The 13,604-nt window shown below is 70.1% G+C and carries 19 protein-coding genes; 9 read left to right on the top strand and 10 right to left on the bottom strand.

The window, feature by feature from the left end; translation table 11 throughout:
• Positions 1-48: 48 nt before the first annotated feature.
• From ABZZ04_RS02800 to ABZZ04_RS02790, 3 genes are all read right to left on the bottom strand, one after another.
• The gene (locus ABZZ04_RS02800; protein ID WP_356930387.1) at positions 49-573 is read right to left on the bottom strand and encodes an SMI1/KNR4 family protein; all 525 of its coding nucleotides are present in this window, start codon (positions 571-573) and stop codon (positions 49-51) included.
• Between the two features lie 242 nt (positions 574-815).
• Positions 816-1,706, bottom strand: coding sequence for an aminoglycoside phosphotransferase family protein (locus tag ABZZ04_RS02795; RefSeq protein ID WP_356930386.1), 891 nt, complete (start codon positions 1,704-1,706; stop codon positions 816-818).
• Between the two features lie 211 nt (positions 1,707-1,917).
• Positions 1,918-2,301 (bottom strand): hypothetical protein, encoded by a 384-nt coding sequence (locus ABZZ04_RS02790; protein ID WP_356930385.1) that lies wholly within the window; start codon positions 2,299-2,301, stop codon positions 1,918-1,920.
• Positions 2,302-2,450: 149 nt separating this feature from the next.
• Between ABZZ04_RS02790 and tnpA the strand changes: the two genes are divergently transcribed.
• Together tnpA and ABZZ04_RS02780 are read left to right on the top strand one after the other, a co-directional pair.
• Positions 2,451-2,879 carry an IS200/IS605 family transposase gene (tnpA, locus tag ABZZ04_RS02785; RefSeq protein ID WP_356930384.1) on the top strand — a complete coding sequence of 143 codons (429 nt, stop codon included), beginning with the start codon at positions 2,451-2,453 and terminating at the stop codon, positions 2,877-2,879.
• Positions 2,876-4,084 (top strand): transposase, encoded by a 1,209-nt coding sequence (locus ABZZ04_RS02780; RefSeq protein ID WP_356930383.1) that lies wholly within the window; start codon positions 2,876-2,878, stop codon positions 4,082-4,084. The genes tnpA and ABZZ04_RS02780 overlap by 4 nt, the downstream gene beginning before the upstream one ends.
• Here ABZZ04_RS02780 and ABZZ04_RS02775 read toward each other — a convergent pair.
• The 3 genes from ABZZ04_RS02775 to ABZZ04_RS02765 form a co-directional block, all read right to left on the bottom strand.
• Positions 4,047-4,415, bottom strand: coding sequence for a hypothetical protein (locus ABZZ04_RS02775; RefSeq protein ID WP_356930382.1), 369 nt, complete (start codon positions 4,413-4,415; stop codon positions 4,047-4,049). The genes ABZZ04_RS02780 and ABZZ04_RS02775 overlap by 38 nt on opposite strands.
• A 70-nt stretch (positions 4,416-4,485) precedes the next feature.
• On the bottom strand, positions 4,486-4,674 hold the full coding sequence (locus ABZZ04_RS02770; RefSeq protein WP_356930381.1) for a hypothetical protein: 189 nt from the start codon (positions 4,672-4,674) through the stop codon (positions 4,486-4,488).
• Between the two features lie 84 nt (positions 4,675-4,758).
• Positions 4,759-5,202: a hypothetical protein gene (locus tag ABZZ04_RS02765; protein WP_356930380.1), complete on the bottom strand. Its 444-nt coding sequence runs from the start codon at positions 5,200-5,202 to the stop codon at positions 4,759-4,761.
• Between the two features lie 470 nt (positions 5,203-5,672).
• On the opposite strand from ABZZ04_RS02765, the gene ABZZ04_RS02760 reads away from it, so the two are divergent.
• Positions 5,673-6,263, top strand: coding sequence for a GNAT family protein (locus ABZZ04_RS02760; protein WP_356930379.1), 591 nt, complete (start codon positions 5,673-5,675; stop codon positions 6,261-6,263).
• Here ABZZ04_RS02760 and ABZZ04_RS02755 read toward each other — a convergent pair.
• Together ABZZ04_RS02755 and ABZZ04_RS02750 are read right to left on the bottom strand one after the other, a co-directional pair.
• Complete coding sequence (locus ABZZ04_RS02755) at positions 6,226-6,738, bottom strand: hypothetical protein (protein WP_356930378.1); 513 nt, start codon at positions 6,736-6,738, stop codon at positions 6,226-6,228. The two genes, ABZZ04_RS02760 and ABZZ04_RS02755, sit on opposite strands and share 38 nt — an antisense overlap.
• Positions 6,735-6,995, bottom strand: a complete 261-nt coding sequence (locus tag ABZZ04_RS02750; protein ID WP_356930648.1) for a hypothetical protein — start codon at positions 6,993-6,995, stop codon at positions 6,735-6,737. Before ABZZ04_RS02750 ends, ABZZ04_RS02755 begins: the two co-directional genes overlap by 4 nt.
• Before the next feature lie 105 nt (positions 6,996-7,100).
• On the opposite strand from ABZZ04_RS02750, the gene ABZZ04_RS02745 reads away from it, so the two are divergent.
• The 3 genes from ABZZ04_RS02745 (at position 7,101) to ABZZ04_RS02735 (ending at position 8,525) form a co-directional block, all read left to right on the top strand.
• A complete protein-coding gene (locus ABZZ04_RS02745; RefSeq protein WP_356930377.1) occupies positions 7,101-7,940 on the top strand; it encodes a helix-turn-helix transcriptional regulator in 840 nt (279 codons plus the stop codon).
• Positions 7,937-8,146 (top strand): DUF397 domain-containing protein, encoded by a 210-nt coding sequence (locus ABZZ04_RS02740; protein ID WP_356930376.1) that lies wholly within the window; start codon positions 7,937-7,939, stop codon positions 8,144-8,146. The genes ABZZ04_RS02745 and ABZZ04_RS02740 overlap by 4 nt, the downstream gene beginning before the upstream one ends.
• Positions 8,147-8,312: 166 nt before the next feature.
• Positions 8,313-8,525 (top strand): DUF397 domain-containing protein, encoded by a 213-nt coding sequence (locus tag ABZZ04_RS02735; RefSeq protein ID WP_356930375.1) that lies wholly within the window; start codon positions 8,313-8,315, stop codon positions 8,523-8,525.
• Positions 8,526-8,621: 96 nt separating this feature from the next.
• Here ABZZ04_RS02735 and ABZZ04_RS02730 read toward each other — a convergent pair whose 3' ends face one another.
• Positions 8,622-8,906, bottom strand: coding sequence for a hypothetical protein (locus ABZZ04_RS02730; RefSeq protein WP_356930374.1), 285 nt, complete (start codon positions 8,904-8,906; stop codon positions 8,622-8,624).
• 248 nt (positions 8,907-9,154) lie between these two features.
• On the opposite strand from ABZZ04_RS02730, the gene helR reads away from it, so the two are divergent.
• Positions 9,155-11,302: an RNA polymerase recycling motor ATPase HelR gene (gene helR / locus ABZZ04_RS02725; protein WP_356930373.1), complete on the top strand. Its 2,148-nt coding sequence runs from the start codon at positions 9,155-9,157 to the stop codon at positions 11,300-11,302.
• Between the two features lie 67 nt (positions 11,303-11,369).
• Here the strand turns inward: helR and ABZZ04_RS02720 are convergent, their stop codons facing one another.
• Positions 11,370-12,557, bottom strand: coding sequence for an NAD(P)/FAD-dependent oxidoreductase (locus ABZZ04_RS02720; RefSeq protein WP_356930372.1), 1,188 nt, complete (start codon positions 12,555-12,557; stop codon positions 11,370-11,372).
• A gap of 180 nt (positions 12,558-12,737) precedes the next feature.
• On the opposite strand from ABZZ04_RS02720, the gene ABZZ04_RS02715 reads away from it, so the two are divergent.
• Entirely contained in the window at positions 12,738-13,190 is a 453-nt protein-coding gene (locus tag ABZZ04_RS02715; protein WP_356930371.1) for a DoxX family protein, read from the top strand.
• Positions 13,187-13,597: a Zn-ribbon domain-containing OB-fold protein gene (locus ABZZ04_RS02710; RefSeq protein WP_356930370.1), complete on the top strand. Its 411-nt coding sequence runs from the start codon at positions 13,187-13,189 to the stop codon at positions 13,595-13,597. Before ABZZ04_RS02715 ends, ABZZ04_RS02710 begins: the two co-directional genes overlap by 4 nt.
• The last annotated feature ends 7 nt before the right edge of the window (positions 13,598-13,604 follow it).

Raw genomic sequence — 13,604 nt, 5'->3', positions numbered from 1 at the left:
CGGCCGCGCCCCGCACTGTTTCCCCGTGCCCGTGATGGGCCCCGCGGCTCAGGGCAGGAACTCGTGGAACGGCCCGTCGGGCGCGAAGTTGCGGGAACACAGCGTGACGTCCCGGCCCTTGAGGTAGGCCAGCAGCCACTCGCCGAACGTCATCTCGTAGAGGGTCCAGGCCGGGCTGTCGAACTCCTGGACCACCACGCGCCAGGGCGCCGAGGGCCCGTCGGGAATCCGCAGGAAGACCGCCTCGCCCGTCGTGGCCGACGCCACCGGTATCAGCTCCCCGGGCTCCGACCCCACCGGACTCGGCAGGAACTCCACCATGTCCTCGTCGCGCCAGAGTTCCAGATCGCCCCTGATGTTCTTGCCCAGGCTGTGCAGGAGATGACCGGCGGGATGTGTCAGATACAGCTGGTTGTTGACCTGGACCGAACCGTAGGCGTCCACGATCTCGCGGAAGTCCGCGGGGAATCCGACCCCGAGTTCCTGCTCCAGCTCGGTCCACGGGGCCGGATCGGTCCAGTTGAAACGGGGCTCGCCCAGCAGGGCGATGATCTCCGGAAGCGTTGCCGTCACGGGTTTCCTTCGGGGACGTCGGGCCGATGCCCGTCCTGGGGCCGGGCGCGGTACGGGAGAAGGGGCCTCCCGGACCGCCGGGGCCGTGCACGGTCATCCTCGCCCGTGGCACTGACAGTTCCAGGGATGCCACCGACAGTTCCGGGGCGCCACTGACAGTTCCTGGGCGCCGCCGACAGCCCCGGGTGACCTGCGTCAGTGGTTGACGACCGCCCGTCCCGTCCCGTACGGACGGGGCGGCATCACTTCGTCGACTCCAGAATGCGGTCGAGTGTCCGGCGCCCCATGCCGCTCATCGTCGGATTGCTCTCGACGTAGTACCAGACGAGCCCCATCGCCTGCTCGAAGGCCCATGCCCTGCCGCGCTCCCACTCCAGATCGTCGCAGGCCAGTGCCTGCCGGAGCACTTGCCGGGGCCCCGACTCCAACAGGTGCCAGGCGCCGACCAGATCCAGCGCGGGGTCGGCCGGGCCGAAGCCGCCGGTGTCGAGCACGCCGCTGAGCCGGTCTCCCGTGACCAGTACGTTGCCGGGAATCAGGTCACCATGGCTCATCACGTCGGCAGCCGTGCGCGGCAACTCCCGGAAGTGGCTCCACAGTTCGCGCAGCCGGGGCACGTCGAGCAGCCCCTCGCTCTCCTCGAAGCACTTCGCCACCCAGTCGTCGTGGTGGGCGAGAACGCCGCCACGGTTCTCGCCGCTGAAACGCCGACCCCGCGTCCCGGCATCCCGCAGGGCCGCGATGAAGGCCGCGAGATCCTCGGCGAAAGCGTCCGACCCACTCGGGTCGGCATCGAGGGCGACCGTTCCCGACAGCCATGTCTGGACCGACCACGGCATGGGGTAACCCGCTCCGGGCTTTCCCAGGGCGACGGGTTCCGGAACGGGGAACCGGGACACCCGTGCCAGTTCCGCGCTCGCCCGGGCTTCCCGTTCCAGGACCGCCAGCGCCTCCGCGGCATCGGTCGGGCGCAGCGGGAAACGCGCGGAGAGGTCGTCCCCGATGCGGAAGACGGCGTTGACCGTACCGGTCGACGACAGGTGCCGGACCGCCTTGCCGCTCCACTGGGGGAACTGTTCCTTGATCAAGGTCGCGACGACGTCGGTGGTCACGTGCACTTGGTCATCGTGCATGGTCAATCTGGCAGGCCCTTCCACTGGTCCGGTCCGAAACGAAGGAGGCAGTCCGGATCGACTGGGACGACGGCCAGTATTCCGATGCCGGGCTCCGGATCAACCGGGTTTTCCGGCTCCCAGGTGTCTCTGCCGTTCCGGTCGCCCCGGGGCACCCGGACACCGCCGGCCACGCCCCGGCACCGTCGGCCACACCGTCCGCGCTCCCGGATCACCAGTCGACGTGGGCGTCGATCCACCGGTCCAGGCCGTCGGCGTCGTCCGCGGGCGGCAGGTCGGGGGCGCAGCTCAGGGGCGTGCACGACAGCTGCAGATGGGTGAGGTAGCCGTAGGGGCCGTTGTCGGACGCCGGGCCGAGGACCAGGGCGTGGGTCGGGGTGCGCCAGACGCGGTGGGTCAGCGCGGGCCCGGTGACGATGGCCGCGGACGACGGCGCCGTCCGCTCGGGCCCCCGGCCGAGGCGATCGGTCATGGTCCGCGCAGCCTGTTCGAGGACCGCCTCGCAGTCCTGGTCGGTGCACGGCCTGCGACCGCTCCAGCCGGGCAGTTTCCGCCAGTCGTCCACGATGCCGTACAGCCACGTCCTGTTGTTCATCACGACCTAGCCAGGGGACGCCCTGCTTTAGCGGGGTGGGGAATGGCTTCTCTGGGCTGCTCTGACGTCAACTGGGTGCATGGATCTGCACTGTTCATCTGTGCCACTCCGCTGCCGCATTAGACCTGTGGCGTGTGTATAGTGATTGTATGGCCGTGACCAGGAAGGTTCGTCGGTTCTCCGGCGGCGTGTATGACCTCGGACTCCACATCGTGTGGTGCCCGAAGTACCGCCGTCCGGTTCTCGGCGGCAGGGTCGCGGAACGGCTGGACGAACTGATCCGGCAGAAGGCTGACGAACGCGGCTGGGGGATCATCGCCCTTGAGGTGATGCCCGACTACGTCCACCTCTTCGTGAAGCACGACCCGAAGTCGTCAGCCTCGTACGTGGCCAATCAGTTCAAGGGCTTCACCTCCCGCGTCCTGCGCGAGGAGTTCCCGCACCTGAAGTCGCGGATGCCCACGCTGTGGTCGTCGTCGTACTTCGCGGCATCGGTCGGTGCCGTGTCGGCGACAACGATCGAGAAGTACATCAACACCCAGTGGGAACGCCCGTGGAAGAAGGGGGACGGCTCTTGATCCGCGCCTACAAGTTCCTCCTTCGTCCCACCAAGGGGCAGGCGGCGGCACTCACCGACATGCTGCGGGACCACTGCACCCTCTACAACGGCGCGCTTCAGGAGCGCCGGGACGCCTACCGGCACAGCACGAAGACGAACATCAAGTACGGGGACCAGTCCGCGCAGCTCAAGGAGATCCGCGCGTTCGACCCGGAGCGCCAGGGCCGCTGGTCGTTCAGCTCGCAGCAGGCCACCCTGCGCCGCCTCGACAAGGCCTTCCAGGCGTTCTTCCGTCGGGTCAGGACCGGGCAGACGCCGGGCTACCCGCGCTTCAAGGGCGCCGGGCACTTCGACACCGTGACCTTCCCGAAGGACGGCGACGGCTGCCGCTGGGACTCCACCCCTCACGACCGCCAGACCCGCGTCCGCCTCCAGGGCGTCGGGCACGTCCGTGTGCACCAGCACCGCCCCGTACAGGGCCGTGTCAAGACGATCAGCGTGAAGCGTGCGGGAACCCGCTGGTATGTCGTCCTCTCCTGCGACGAGGTCCCCGCCGAGCCGCTGCCGCCCACCGGGGCAGTCGTCGGCATCGACATGGGCGTCGCCCACTTCCTGACCACCTCGGACGGCGAACACGTCGCCAACTCGCGCTTCCTCCAGGCGATGTCCGACGAACTCGCCGAAGCGCAGCGGCACCTCGCGACGTTCCCCAAACGGACCCGGCAGCGCACCAAACGCCACCGCGCGGCGGCCCGGAGGGTCGCCAAGCTGCACGGCAGGATCCGCCGTCAGCGCGCCGACTTCCACCACAAGACCGCCCGCGCGCTCATCACCGACCACGACGTGATCGCGCACGAACGGCTGAACACGGCGGGCATGACCAAGAGCCCCGCCCCCAGGCCCGACCCCGAGCAGCCTGGCGGCTTCCTGCCCAACGGCGCTGCCGCGAAGGCCGGGCTCAACCGCAGCATCCTCGACGCGGGCTGGGCGCAGTTCCTCGGAATCCTGGCGAACAAGGCTGGGAGTGCCGGTCGCCTCGTGATCCCGGTGGACGCGCGCAGCACTTCCCGCACGTGCCCGGAGTGCGGGCACGTCGCGAAGGAGAACCGCATCACTCAAGCGAAGTTCCAGTGCACGGCGTGCGGGTTCGCGGCGAACGCGGACCACGTCGGCGCGACGAACGTCCTCAACAGGGCCGGGCTGGTCCTCTGCGACGTGGCCTAGCCACCGACAACAGGAAGCCCGCGCGTTTACACGTGGGTGGAGTCACCTCCTCGTCCTCCGGGTCGACGGGATACACCTCGCCGAATACCAGGAAGCTCCGGGCGTCCGGGACCCCGAACGGAGTGAGGCCGTCGGTGCACAGCACATGCCCGTACCCGGTGCGGAAGGAGTCCTGCACCAGGTCCTCCCAGGCCCAGCCACGCCTTTGGACCTCCGCATCGAGGGCGTCGGAGCCGTCGGGGACGTGCGGCGCGGTCGGCAGCGCGAGGAACTCGTCGAGGGCCTCGGCGGTCAACGGGCTGTGGGCGAGGGCGTGTACGGGTATCGGCATGCCGGTCACTCCAGGGACCGCCCGGGGCCGGATCCGCCGGCGGCGGGGCCACGCCGCCGGGCACCTCTTCTCACCAGGCGGTGAGGTCGACCGCGTGGACGCAGCGCGGATCGGTTTCATCGGTCGTCCAGCGCTCCTCCTCGCGCACGAGGGAGGGGAGCGCGGCGAGCAGCGCGGTCAGCGCACCGGTGAGGCGCACACCGACCGCGACCGGCCCGGGGCCGTGCTGTCCGCCGGACGGCTCAGCTCTCCGTTCCACATGCGCACTCAACCGTCCACCTCACATCTGACCGGCCCGCGTCCATGTGCGGCCCGCACCCTGCCGCCGACCGTTCTCCAGGAATCAGGAGCCCTCGACCTTGACCAGTGTCAGGGCGATTGGCCCGTCCACGTCCGGGTGCAGGTACACCTCCTTCGAACTCACCGTCCAGAGCTGGATGTCGCTCATGACCTGCCGACCATCGATCTTGTCGGGTTCCAGATACACGAAGTTCGAGGGGGTGGGATCCCAGGTGCCGCCGAAGTCGCCGAGAGGGACGTCCCTCCCATCGAGCTCCACATCGGCCTGGGAGAAGCCGACGGCGGAGAACCGACCGCCCACGTCCAAGCGGATCTCCGCACCCGTGTCGTCATTCCGGTACACCCCGGGCAGGTCGCCCGGGTCGACATGGACCGGGCCCAGACCCATACACCCCGACACGAGGACCGTCATCAGCGCGACCAGCACAGCGACGAAGCCGCCCCTCCCCATCCCTCGTGCCGCCTTTGTGCCAACCTGCGTGTCCACACGCTTCTCCCCCCGGATCAGGCAGCGGGATTGCCACCCCACAACCCATTTGAACACGCTCAAAAAACCGGTGTGCGGCTGGCCCCTGGTACGGCTTCGTGTCGCACACCGAGCGCTCCCCCCCCCCGGCACGGCTGGACAACTTCGACAGAAGGCATGGGCTCGCTTTTCGAACCTCGTGGCAACCGCCCGGTTGACCTTCAACTTCCCGATCAGCCGCTCTGCTTCGTTCCTGCGAACGTTGCGGACCTTCTCGAAACTTCGGGCGCGGCGGCGTCCACTCGGACCGGGGCCGTGCCCGGCACGGACGAATCCGGCGGTGTTCTCCTCCGCCGGGCGATGGCGGGCTCAAGCGGCAGGCGGGTGACCGCACTGCGCAGAAAACTGGTTGACCGGCCCATGGTGGCCACCGAGGCTGGTGTGCCACCACCACCGGCCCGGGGGAACGAGTGTCGACGGTTATCTCTGCCATGTTCACGTGCCCGCTCGGCGACGACGCGGCGCTGATTCCGCGAACGGCCGCGATCGCGGAGGCCCATCAGACCCTGTTGATGGCCAACTACGAGCGCCTCGCGCAGGGGGACCCGGACTACGACGTCGAGAACCCGCCGACGCTCGACGAGACGCGCTCGAACCTGGAGCGCCAGGGCCGCGCATGGGTCGAGGGAACGAAGCTGCCCTTCGACATCGCAGTGCGGGCGGGCCGGGACTGGCAACTGGTCGGGGCGGTCACCTTGAACTGCGACATGGCCATGAAGACCGGTGAGATCGGCTACTGGATCGACGCCGCGTTCGAAGGCCGGGGGCTGGTCACCAGGGCCGCCACCAAGGTCCTGGACGAGGCGTTCGGCCCCATGGGTCTGGACCGTGTCGAACTGCGGACCGGTACCGACAACGTGCGCAGCCGCAGTATGGCCCGCCGCCTGGGATTCACCGAGGAGGGCCTGCTGCGCGAAGCGGTGATCTTCCCCAACGGGGAACGCGACGACGACGTCATCCACGGACTCCTCGCGCGGGAATGGATCAAGTCCCGTGAGCAGGAAGCTCCGTCGCAGCCGTAGGAAGTGACCGGGGCGGCCGGCCTTCGCCCCAAAGCCGTTCGTCGCGTCCCCGGTCGGGCCGTACGGAGAGGGTGTATGTGCAGCCTGCGTCGGGGACGACGACGAGGAGCGGGTTGCCGTTCTTGAGGTGGGCGTGGGCGGCGCGCTGGCCGTTGCGGTCCTGGTACCAGGCGCGCAGCTCGGCGGAGTGGTCCGGCCCGGGTGCTCCGGGCAGGCGCATGGAGGGCGTCACCCAGGCGGAGTGGCGGGGGTCGGGGTCGAGCCGGTCCACGATCCGCAACGCCTGCCCGCCCAGCCAGCGCAGGGCGAGTACGGGCGAGATGGTCCGGAAGGTGCCCAGCACGTACCGCGCGGTGTCCCCGGTGCCGTACACCGGCCCCTCGACCACTGCCTCGCACAGGTAACCACCGGGCTGCCGGGGCCCGTTCGCGCCGGACTGTCCATCCGCATGCCCGGTGGCCGACTGCTCGTTCACAGAATCCGCCCCGCGCTACGGGCATTGCACCGGGCGGTCTCGGCCCGCAGCCGCTCCATGGGCTCCGGAACCCGCACCTCCGCCGGCTCCGCCTCCCACTCCGTACCGCCGCACACCGGCCGCAACGACCAGTACGGCCCGGACACCCCACGGAACTCACCCACCCGGTCACGGTGGCCGGTATCCACCAACAGCGTGCCGAGAAGCGGGACTTGTGGGGGTTCCTGACGACTCGCGGCAGTATTCTCTTCAGGCATCATCGACTCCTCTCCGTAGCTGTTTCGCTACCAAGGGGAATCAGAGTGGCCTGGAGTCAGGAACCCTTCAAGTAACCGAAATCGAAGGAAGGGACGCGTGGGGGCATGGTCAATCGCAAGCAGTTAGACCCTGAAGCAAGCCCGGAAGCGGCCTATGGGGCTCGTATGCGCAGGCTGAGGGAAGGCCGTGGCTGGAGCCAGGAGTGCCTGTCCGGACGGGTGGGCTGTTCCAGCCAGCATATTTCGGCCGTTGAAACTGCTCGGAAGTCACCAACCCTTCCGTTCTCGTCCAAGCTCGACGTCGCCTTCGGCACCGCCGGTTCTGCCGATTCGTTCGAGCGTGAGTGGCGCGAGATCCGGCACGGGGTGCTTCTGCAGGGCTTCCCCGAGTACGTGGGTTACGAAGGCCGGGCGGTGGAGATTCGCCTCTACAACGTCGGGATCATTCCGGGGCTTCTCCAGACGCCGGAGTACGCAAGGGTGCTGGCGGACAGCGCCGTACGGCGAGGGGCGATCACGGCTGAACAGGCTGCCGAACGAGTTGCGTTCCTGGCCGAACGACAAGCGGCGCTGAAACGACCTCAGCCTCCCATGCTGTTTGTGACCATGGACGAGAGCTGCATCCGTCGGCCCATCGGCGGGGATGCCGTCATGGACGCCCAGCTGGCGCACCTGCAAGAGTTCGCCGAGCTGCCGAACACCCTGCTCCAGGTGGCACCGTACGAGATAGGTGAGCGGCGCACGTTCGACCTGCCTGTCAATCTCCTGACAATGCCCGATCGGTCTGTGATCTGCTACGCCGAGTCCCAAGCCCAAGGGCATCTCGACCGCGAGAGCGCTTCTGTGTTGCCCATGTTGACGGCCTACCATCAACTGCAGGGCGAAGCGCTGTCTCCGGCAGCGTCCATGGCCATGATCAGCCAGTTGCGAAAGGGCACCCCGTGACGACCGATTCCCCCCGCTGGTTCAAGTCCTCGTACAGCAACAACGGCGGCGACTGCGTCGAGGTCGCTGCCAATCTCGTCGCTCCGCTCGGTGTCGTTCCCGTCCGTGACTCGAAGGATCTGAACGGTCCGGTGCTGGACTTTCCCGCCGCTTCGTTCGCGTCCTTCGTGGCGGGTGTCAAGGCCGGAGAGTTCGGCGCGGTCTGACGTCGGCAGATGGTTCAGCGCATGTGATGCGAGAGTGCCCCGTCGTGCGAGTTCGAGCGCGTGGCGGGGCTTCTTGTTGTCGTGGGCCGGGGGTCTGGCGCCGGTTTGCCTGGTCGGACCGGAGGGCATCTGGAGCGCGACACGACCTCGAAAAGGGAGCCCCGTGATGGCCACGACCGATTCCCCCCGCTGGTTCAAGTCCTCGTACAGCAACAACGGCGGCGACTGCATCGAGGTCGCTGCCAATCTCGTCGCCTCGCTCGGTGTCGTTCCCGTCCGTGACTCGAAGGATCTGAACGGTCCGGTGCTGGACTTTCCCGCCGCTTCGTTCGCGTCCTTCGTGGCGGGTGTCAAGGCCGGAGGGTTCGGCGGCGTCTGACACCGGCAGGTGCGGCGCGTGTGATCCGAGGGCCCCGTCGTGCGAGTTCGAGCGCATGGCGGGACACCCCTGGTGTCGCGTACGGGGGCGGACGGCTCAGGGATTTTCGGATTCCCGAGAGGGATCTTCGTCGTCCGTCGCGTCGGGGCGGTCGGCGTTCTGCGACAGCGACCATGCCATCGAGAAGCCGAGAGCCGCCAGGAGGCCGTAGGCGATGGACGCGCCCCAAGCCGTCGCCATGTTGTCCGTGCCCCGGCCGGGAAGCCAGAACTCGGCCGCCGAGCCGTCGGCGACGAACCGTGCGAACGCCGCGACGGCGAGTCCCGAGGCCACGAACGAAGGGATGCTGAGGACCAGCATCCACACCCATCGCCGCTTCACGGCGTTCCCCGTGTCATGCGGGTCAGTGTAGGTGCGGCTCCGGCGGCCGTACGGGGCCGGGAACGAGGGGGTGTACGGGATCGGGCTCCGGTGCCGGTTCCGGCGTACGGGAAGGGCGGGAGGACAATCCACTCCCCGCCACTCTTAAGCTATAGCGCACCGGGGGGCTTGCGGCAAGGCCCCGGGGATGGCGCAGAATCTCCGTTCTCAAGTGGTCCCGCAGTGGACCCGGAATCGGAGCAGACGCTGTGAACCCCCTCGCCACCAGTGCTTTCGACCTTCCCGAGCGTCTCGCGGCCAAGGCCGACCCGGCGCTGATCGCCCGCGACGAGGAACACTTCGCGGCCATCGCGCGGTGTCTCGACGAGACGATCGCCGAGCTGTCCGACCGGCTCGACGCCGAGCGCAGGGCGCCCGGTGGTGCGGGGCGGCAGGCGATGGACCGGGACACGGAGATCCACCGGCTGTCCTCCCGGCTGCGCGCGCTGCGCCGTTTCGGCCTGGACCTGTGCCTCGGGCACATGGTCGGCGCGGACGGTTCCGAGCCCCTGTATGTCGGGCGGCTCGGCCTCACCGACAGCACGGGGCGCCGGCTGCTGATCGACTGGCGTTCCCCCGCCGCCGAGCCGTTCTTCGGGGCCACCCACGCCACCCCGATGGGCCTGGCGAGCCGCCGCAGGTACCGCTGGACCCGGGGGAGGATCAGCGACTACTGGGACGAGGTGTTCACCCCGGACGCGTTCGCCGGGCACGCCGCGCTCGACGACCAGTCCGCCTTCATCGCCAGTCTCGGCAGCAACCGTTCGGAGCGGATGCGGGACGTGCTCGGCACCATCCAGGCCGACCAGGACGCCATCATCCGGGCGGGGTCCCGCGGGGCCCTCGTCGTCGACGGCGGGCCGGGCACGGGCAAGACCGTCGTCGCTCTGCACCGTTCCGCCTACCTGCTGCACGCCGACCCCCGCCTCGGGCACCGGCGTGGCGGGGTGCTGTTCGTCGGCCCGCACGAGCCCTACCTGGGGTACGTCGCCGACGTCCTGCCCAGTCTCGGCGAGGAGGGCGTACAGACCTGCACCCTGCGGGACCTCGTCGCCGAGGGGGCCGGGGCGACGGCCGAGACCGACCCGGACGTGGCCCGGCTGAAGTCGTCCGCACGGCTGGTGCGGGCGGTCGAGGCGGCCGTCCGGTTCTACGAGGAGCCGCCCACCCGGGGCATGACGGTCACGACCCACTGGTCCGACATCGGGCTGACCGCCGAGGACTGGGCCGTGGCCTTCGAGGCGGCGGACCCCGGCACCCCGCACAACGAGGCGCGTGAGCAGGTCTGGGAGGAGCTGCTCACGATCCTGATGGACAAGCACGACGGCGACGCCCCGGACGTGCTGCTGCGCAGGTCGCTGACGCGGAACCGGGAACTGCTCGCGGCCTTCAACCGCGCGTGGCCGCTGCTGGAGGCGGCCGACGTCGTCGGGGACCTGTGGTCGGTCCCCGCGTACCTGCGCAGGTGCGCGCCCTGGCTCGGCCCCGACGAGGTCCGGCTGCTGCAGCGGGCGGACGTCCGGGCCTGGACGGTGTCCGACCTGCCGTTCCTGGACGCGGCGCGGCAACGGATCGGCGACCCGGAGGCGGCGCGGCGCAAGCGGCGGCACAAGGCGTCCGTGGCCGCCGAGCGCGAGCAGATGGCGAAGGTCGTCGATTCCCTGATCGCGGCCGACCCGGACGGCGAGGGCGTGATGACGATGCTGCACGGCCAGGACATGAAGGACACCCTGGTCGACGGGAGCGAGGTGTCCGGCACCGAACCGGACCTGCTCGCCGGTCCGTTCGCGCACGTCGTCGTGGACGAGGCACAGGAACTGACCGACGCGGAGTGGCAGATGCTGCTGCTGCGCTGCCCGTCCCGGAGCTTCACCGTCGTCGGGGACCGGGCCCAGGCCCGGCACGGGTTCACGGAGTCGTGGCAGGAGCGGCTGGAGCGGGTCGGGATCGACCGGATCGACCTGGCCTCCCTGAGCATCAACTACCGGACGCCGGAGGAGATCATGACGGAGGCCGAGCCGGTGATCCGGGCCGCGCTCCCGGACGCCAATGTGCCGACCTCCATCCGGGCCGGTGGCGTACCCGTTGTGCACGGACCGGTCTCGGAGCTGCGCCCGGTCCTCGACGCCTGGCTCGCCGCCCACGACGAGGGCACCGCCTGCGTCATCGGCGACCCCGCGTTCCGGGCGACGCCCCGGGTCCGGTCGCTGACCCCGGAGCTGTCCAAGGGGCTCGAATTCGACCTGGTCGTCCTCGTCGACCCGGAGTCGTTCGGCGAGGGCGTCGAGGGGGCGGTCGACCGCTACGTCGCGATGACCCGGGCGACCCGGCAGCTCGTCGTCCTCACGAGCTCCTGACGAGCCCCTGGCGGGTACGGCCCCCGAGGGCTTCCGGTCGGGCTCGGGCTCGGGCTCGGGGGGCTCCTCAGCCCTCGTGCGCCAGCTTCTTCGCTATCTTCCCGGCGTCCAGGGCCAGTTCGCGCAGCATGCCGCTGATCGGGTTGGTGAAGCCGGTGAAGTACAGGCCGGGGGCCTGCCGGGGGGTGCGGGCGCCGTGCACCACCGGGCGGCCCCGGGCGTCCAGCACGTCGAGGTGGCCGACCAGCCCCTCCAGGGCCTGCCGGTAGCCGGTCGCCGCGATCACCGCGTCCGGGGTGATCCGCTCCCCGCCGGCCAGCACCACCGCGTCCCCGTCGAACGACTCGACGGCCGCGACCGGCACCACCCGGCCGCGCTTCACCGCGTCGATCAGTCCCACGTCCTGCACCGGGATGGCGCCCTGCCTGGCCCGGGTGTACAGGCCGGTGTCCGGGCGCGGCAGCCCGTGCCCGGTGAGGTCGGGCACGGCGAACCGGGTCATGGCGCCCGCCGCCCGGTCCACCAGCCGGACCGGCAGCCGGCGGGCCAGGACGCCGTTCGCCTGGGCGGGCCAGCCCGCCGTCGAGCGGCGCACGATGTGGGGCGCGGTGCGCACCGCGATCCGTACCCGGGACGCCCCGCCCTCCACCAGGTCGACGGCGATCTCCGCCCCCGTGTTGCCGATGCCGACGACGAGGACGTCCCTGCCCGCGTAGGGGGCGGCGTCGCGGTACTCGGCGGCGTGCACCAGATCACCGGTGAAGCCGTCGCGGCCGGACCAGTCGGGCAGCCGCGGGGTGTGGTTGAAGCCGGTGGCGACGACGACGGCCCGGCCGGTCAGCACCCGGCCGCCGCTCGCGGTCAGCTGCCAGCCGGTGCTGTCGGGGGCGCGGTCGATCCGGGACACCTCGACGCCCGTCACCACCTCCAGCTCGTGGTGCTCGACGTACTTCTCCAGGTAGCGCACCATGTCGTCCCTGGCCACCCAGCGCCCGAACCGGCGCGGCAGCGCCAGGCCCGGCAGCGCGGACCAGCGGCGGGTGGTGTGCAGGTGCAGCCGGTCGTAGTGGCGGCGCCAGGAGGCGCCCACGTCCCCGGACTTCTCCAGCACCACCGCCCGTACGCCCCGCTCGCGCAGGGACGCGGCGACGGCGAGGCCGCCCGGACCGCCGCCGACGACGTAGACGGGCCGGTCCTCGGTGAGACCGAGGGGGGCCGGGACGGAACCACCGGCGGTACGTGCGCTGTCGGACATGAATCGGAGCGTAATCGCGCACCCGGTTGATGGGTCTCGGTCAAGACCGGAATCGATTGCGAATTGGTCACGCCTGTCGCCCGGGTCCGGTCCGTCCACCGGTCACCTGTGGCACGACCCTTGCGTACGGCGGCCGTCATCAGGTGAACTGACGTACCGTCAGATTCTTTGGGAGGCACCGTGCAGACGATCTGGCTCAGCGGAGCGGAATGGCTGGCCGTCCTCCGGGTGGGGCTCGGCCTGTGGTGGCTGGAGAGCTGGCGGCACAAGGACAGGAAGGGCTGGTTCGAACGCGGTACGGGCATTGCCTGGGCCGCCGAAGTGGCGGGCAGGCACCGGTGGCCGGTGGTGCGGAAGGGCTTCGACCGGATCGTCGCGCCGCGCCCCAAGGTCATGGCCCATGTCGTCGTGTACGCGGAACTCGCCCTGGGGCTGGGCCTGGTGACGGGGTTCCTGACCCCTGTGGCCCTGGTCGCCGGGCTGCTGCTCAACCTGCTCTACCTGGTGCTGATGATCCACGACTGGGCGGAGCAGGGGCAGAACGCGATGATGGCGCTGATCTCGCTCGTCGCGCTGTTCGCGATGGCCTGGCAGACCTGGTCCCTCGACGCGGCGATCGGACTCTTCCTGTGACCGGGGCGGCGGCACGTTTCGACCTGCCCGAGCCCGACGCCTTCACCCGGCCCTACTGGGACGCCGCGGCCCGGGGGCAGTTGCTGCTGCGCCGCTGCCGCACCTGCGGGCGGACCCACCACTACCCCCGCGAGTTCTGCCCGCACTGCTGGAGCGAGGACGTCGTCTGGCAGCCGGCGAGCGGGCGGGCCACGCTCTACACCTGGTCCGTCGTCCACCGCAACGACCTGCCGCCGTTCGGCGTCCGGGTCCCGTACGTGGCCGCCGTCGTCGACCTGGCCGAGGGGCCGCGGATGATGACGGAGATCGTGGAGTGCCCGGAGTCCGCCCTCGCCGTCGGCATGGCGCTGCGGGTGACCTTCAGACGGGAGGAGGGGCAGGAGGCCGTACCGGTCTTCCGGCCCTGAGCGGGGC

It is taken from the genome of Streptomyces sp. NPDC006435 (assembly GCF_040612315.1).
Taxonomy (GTDB): domain Bacteria; phylum Actinomycetota; class Actinomycetes; order Streptomycetales; family Streptomycetaceae; genus Streptomyces.
This window is presented reverse-complemented; position numbering and strand designations above follow the sequence as displayed.

Bases quoted from the DNA above. Each gene is read 5' to 3' on its own strand.
- ABZZ04_RS02795 (WP_356930386.1), bottom strand. From the start codon at position 1,706: ATGCACGATGACCAAGTGCACGTGACCACCGACGTCGTCGCGACCTTG.
- ABZZ04_RS02790 (WP_356930385.1), bottom strand. From the start codon at position 2,301: ATGAACAACAGGACGTGGCTGTACGGCATCGTGGACGACTGGCGGAAA.
- tnpA (WP_356930384.1), top strand. From the start codon at position 2,451: ATGGCCGTGACCAGGAAGGTTCGTCGGTTCTCCGGCGGCGTGTATGAC.
- ABZZ04_RS02775 (WP_356930382.1), bottom strand. From the start codon at position 4,415: ATGCCGATACCCGTACACGCCCTCGCCCACAGCCCGTTGACCGCCGAG.
- ABZZ04_RS02760 (WP_356930379.1), top strand. From the start codon at position 5,673: ATGTTCACGTGCCCGCTCGGCGACGACGCGGCGCTGATTCCGCGAACG.
- ABZZ04_RS02750 (WP_356930648.1), bottom strand. From the start codon at position 6,995: ATGCCTGAAGAGAATACTGCCGCGAGTCGTCAGGAACCCCCACAAGTC.
- ABZZ04_RS02745 (WP_356930377.1), top strand. From the start codon at position 7,101: ATGGTCAATCGCAAGCAGTTAGACCCTGAAGCAAGCCCGGAAGCGGCC.
- ABZZ04_RS02735 (WP_356930375.1), top strand. From the start codon at position 8,313: ATGGCCACGACCGATTCCCCCCGCTGGTTCAAGTCCTCGTACAGCAAC.
- ABZZ04_RS02720 (WP_356930372.1), bottom strand. From the start codon at position 12,557: ATGTCCGACAGCGCACGTACCGCCGGTGGTTCCGTCCCGGCCCCCCTC.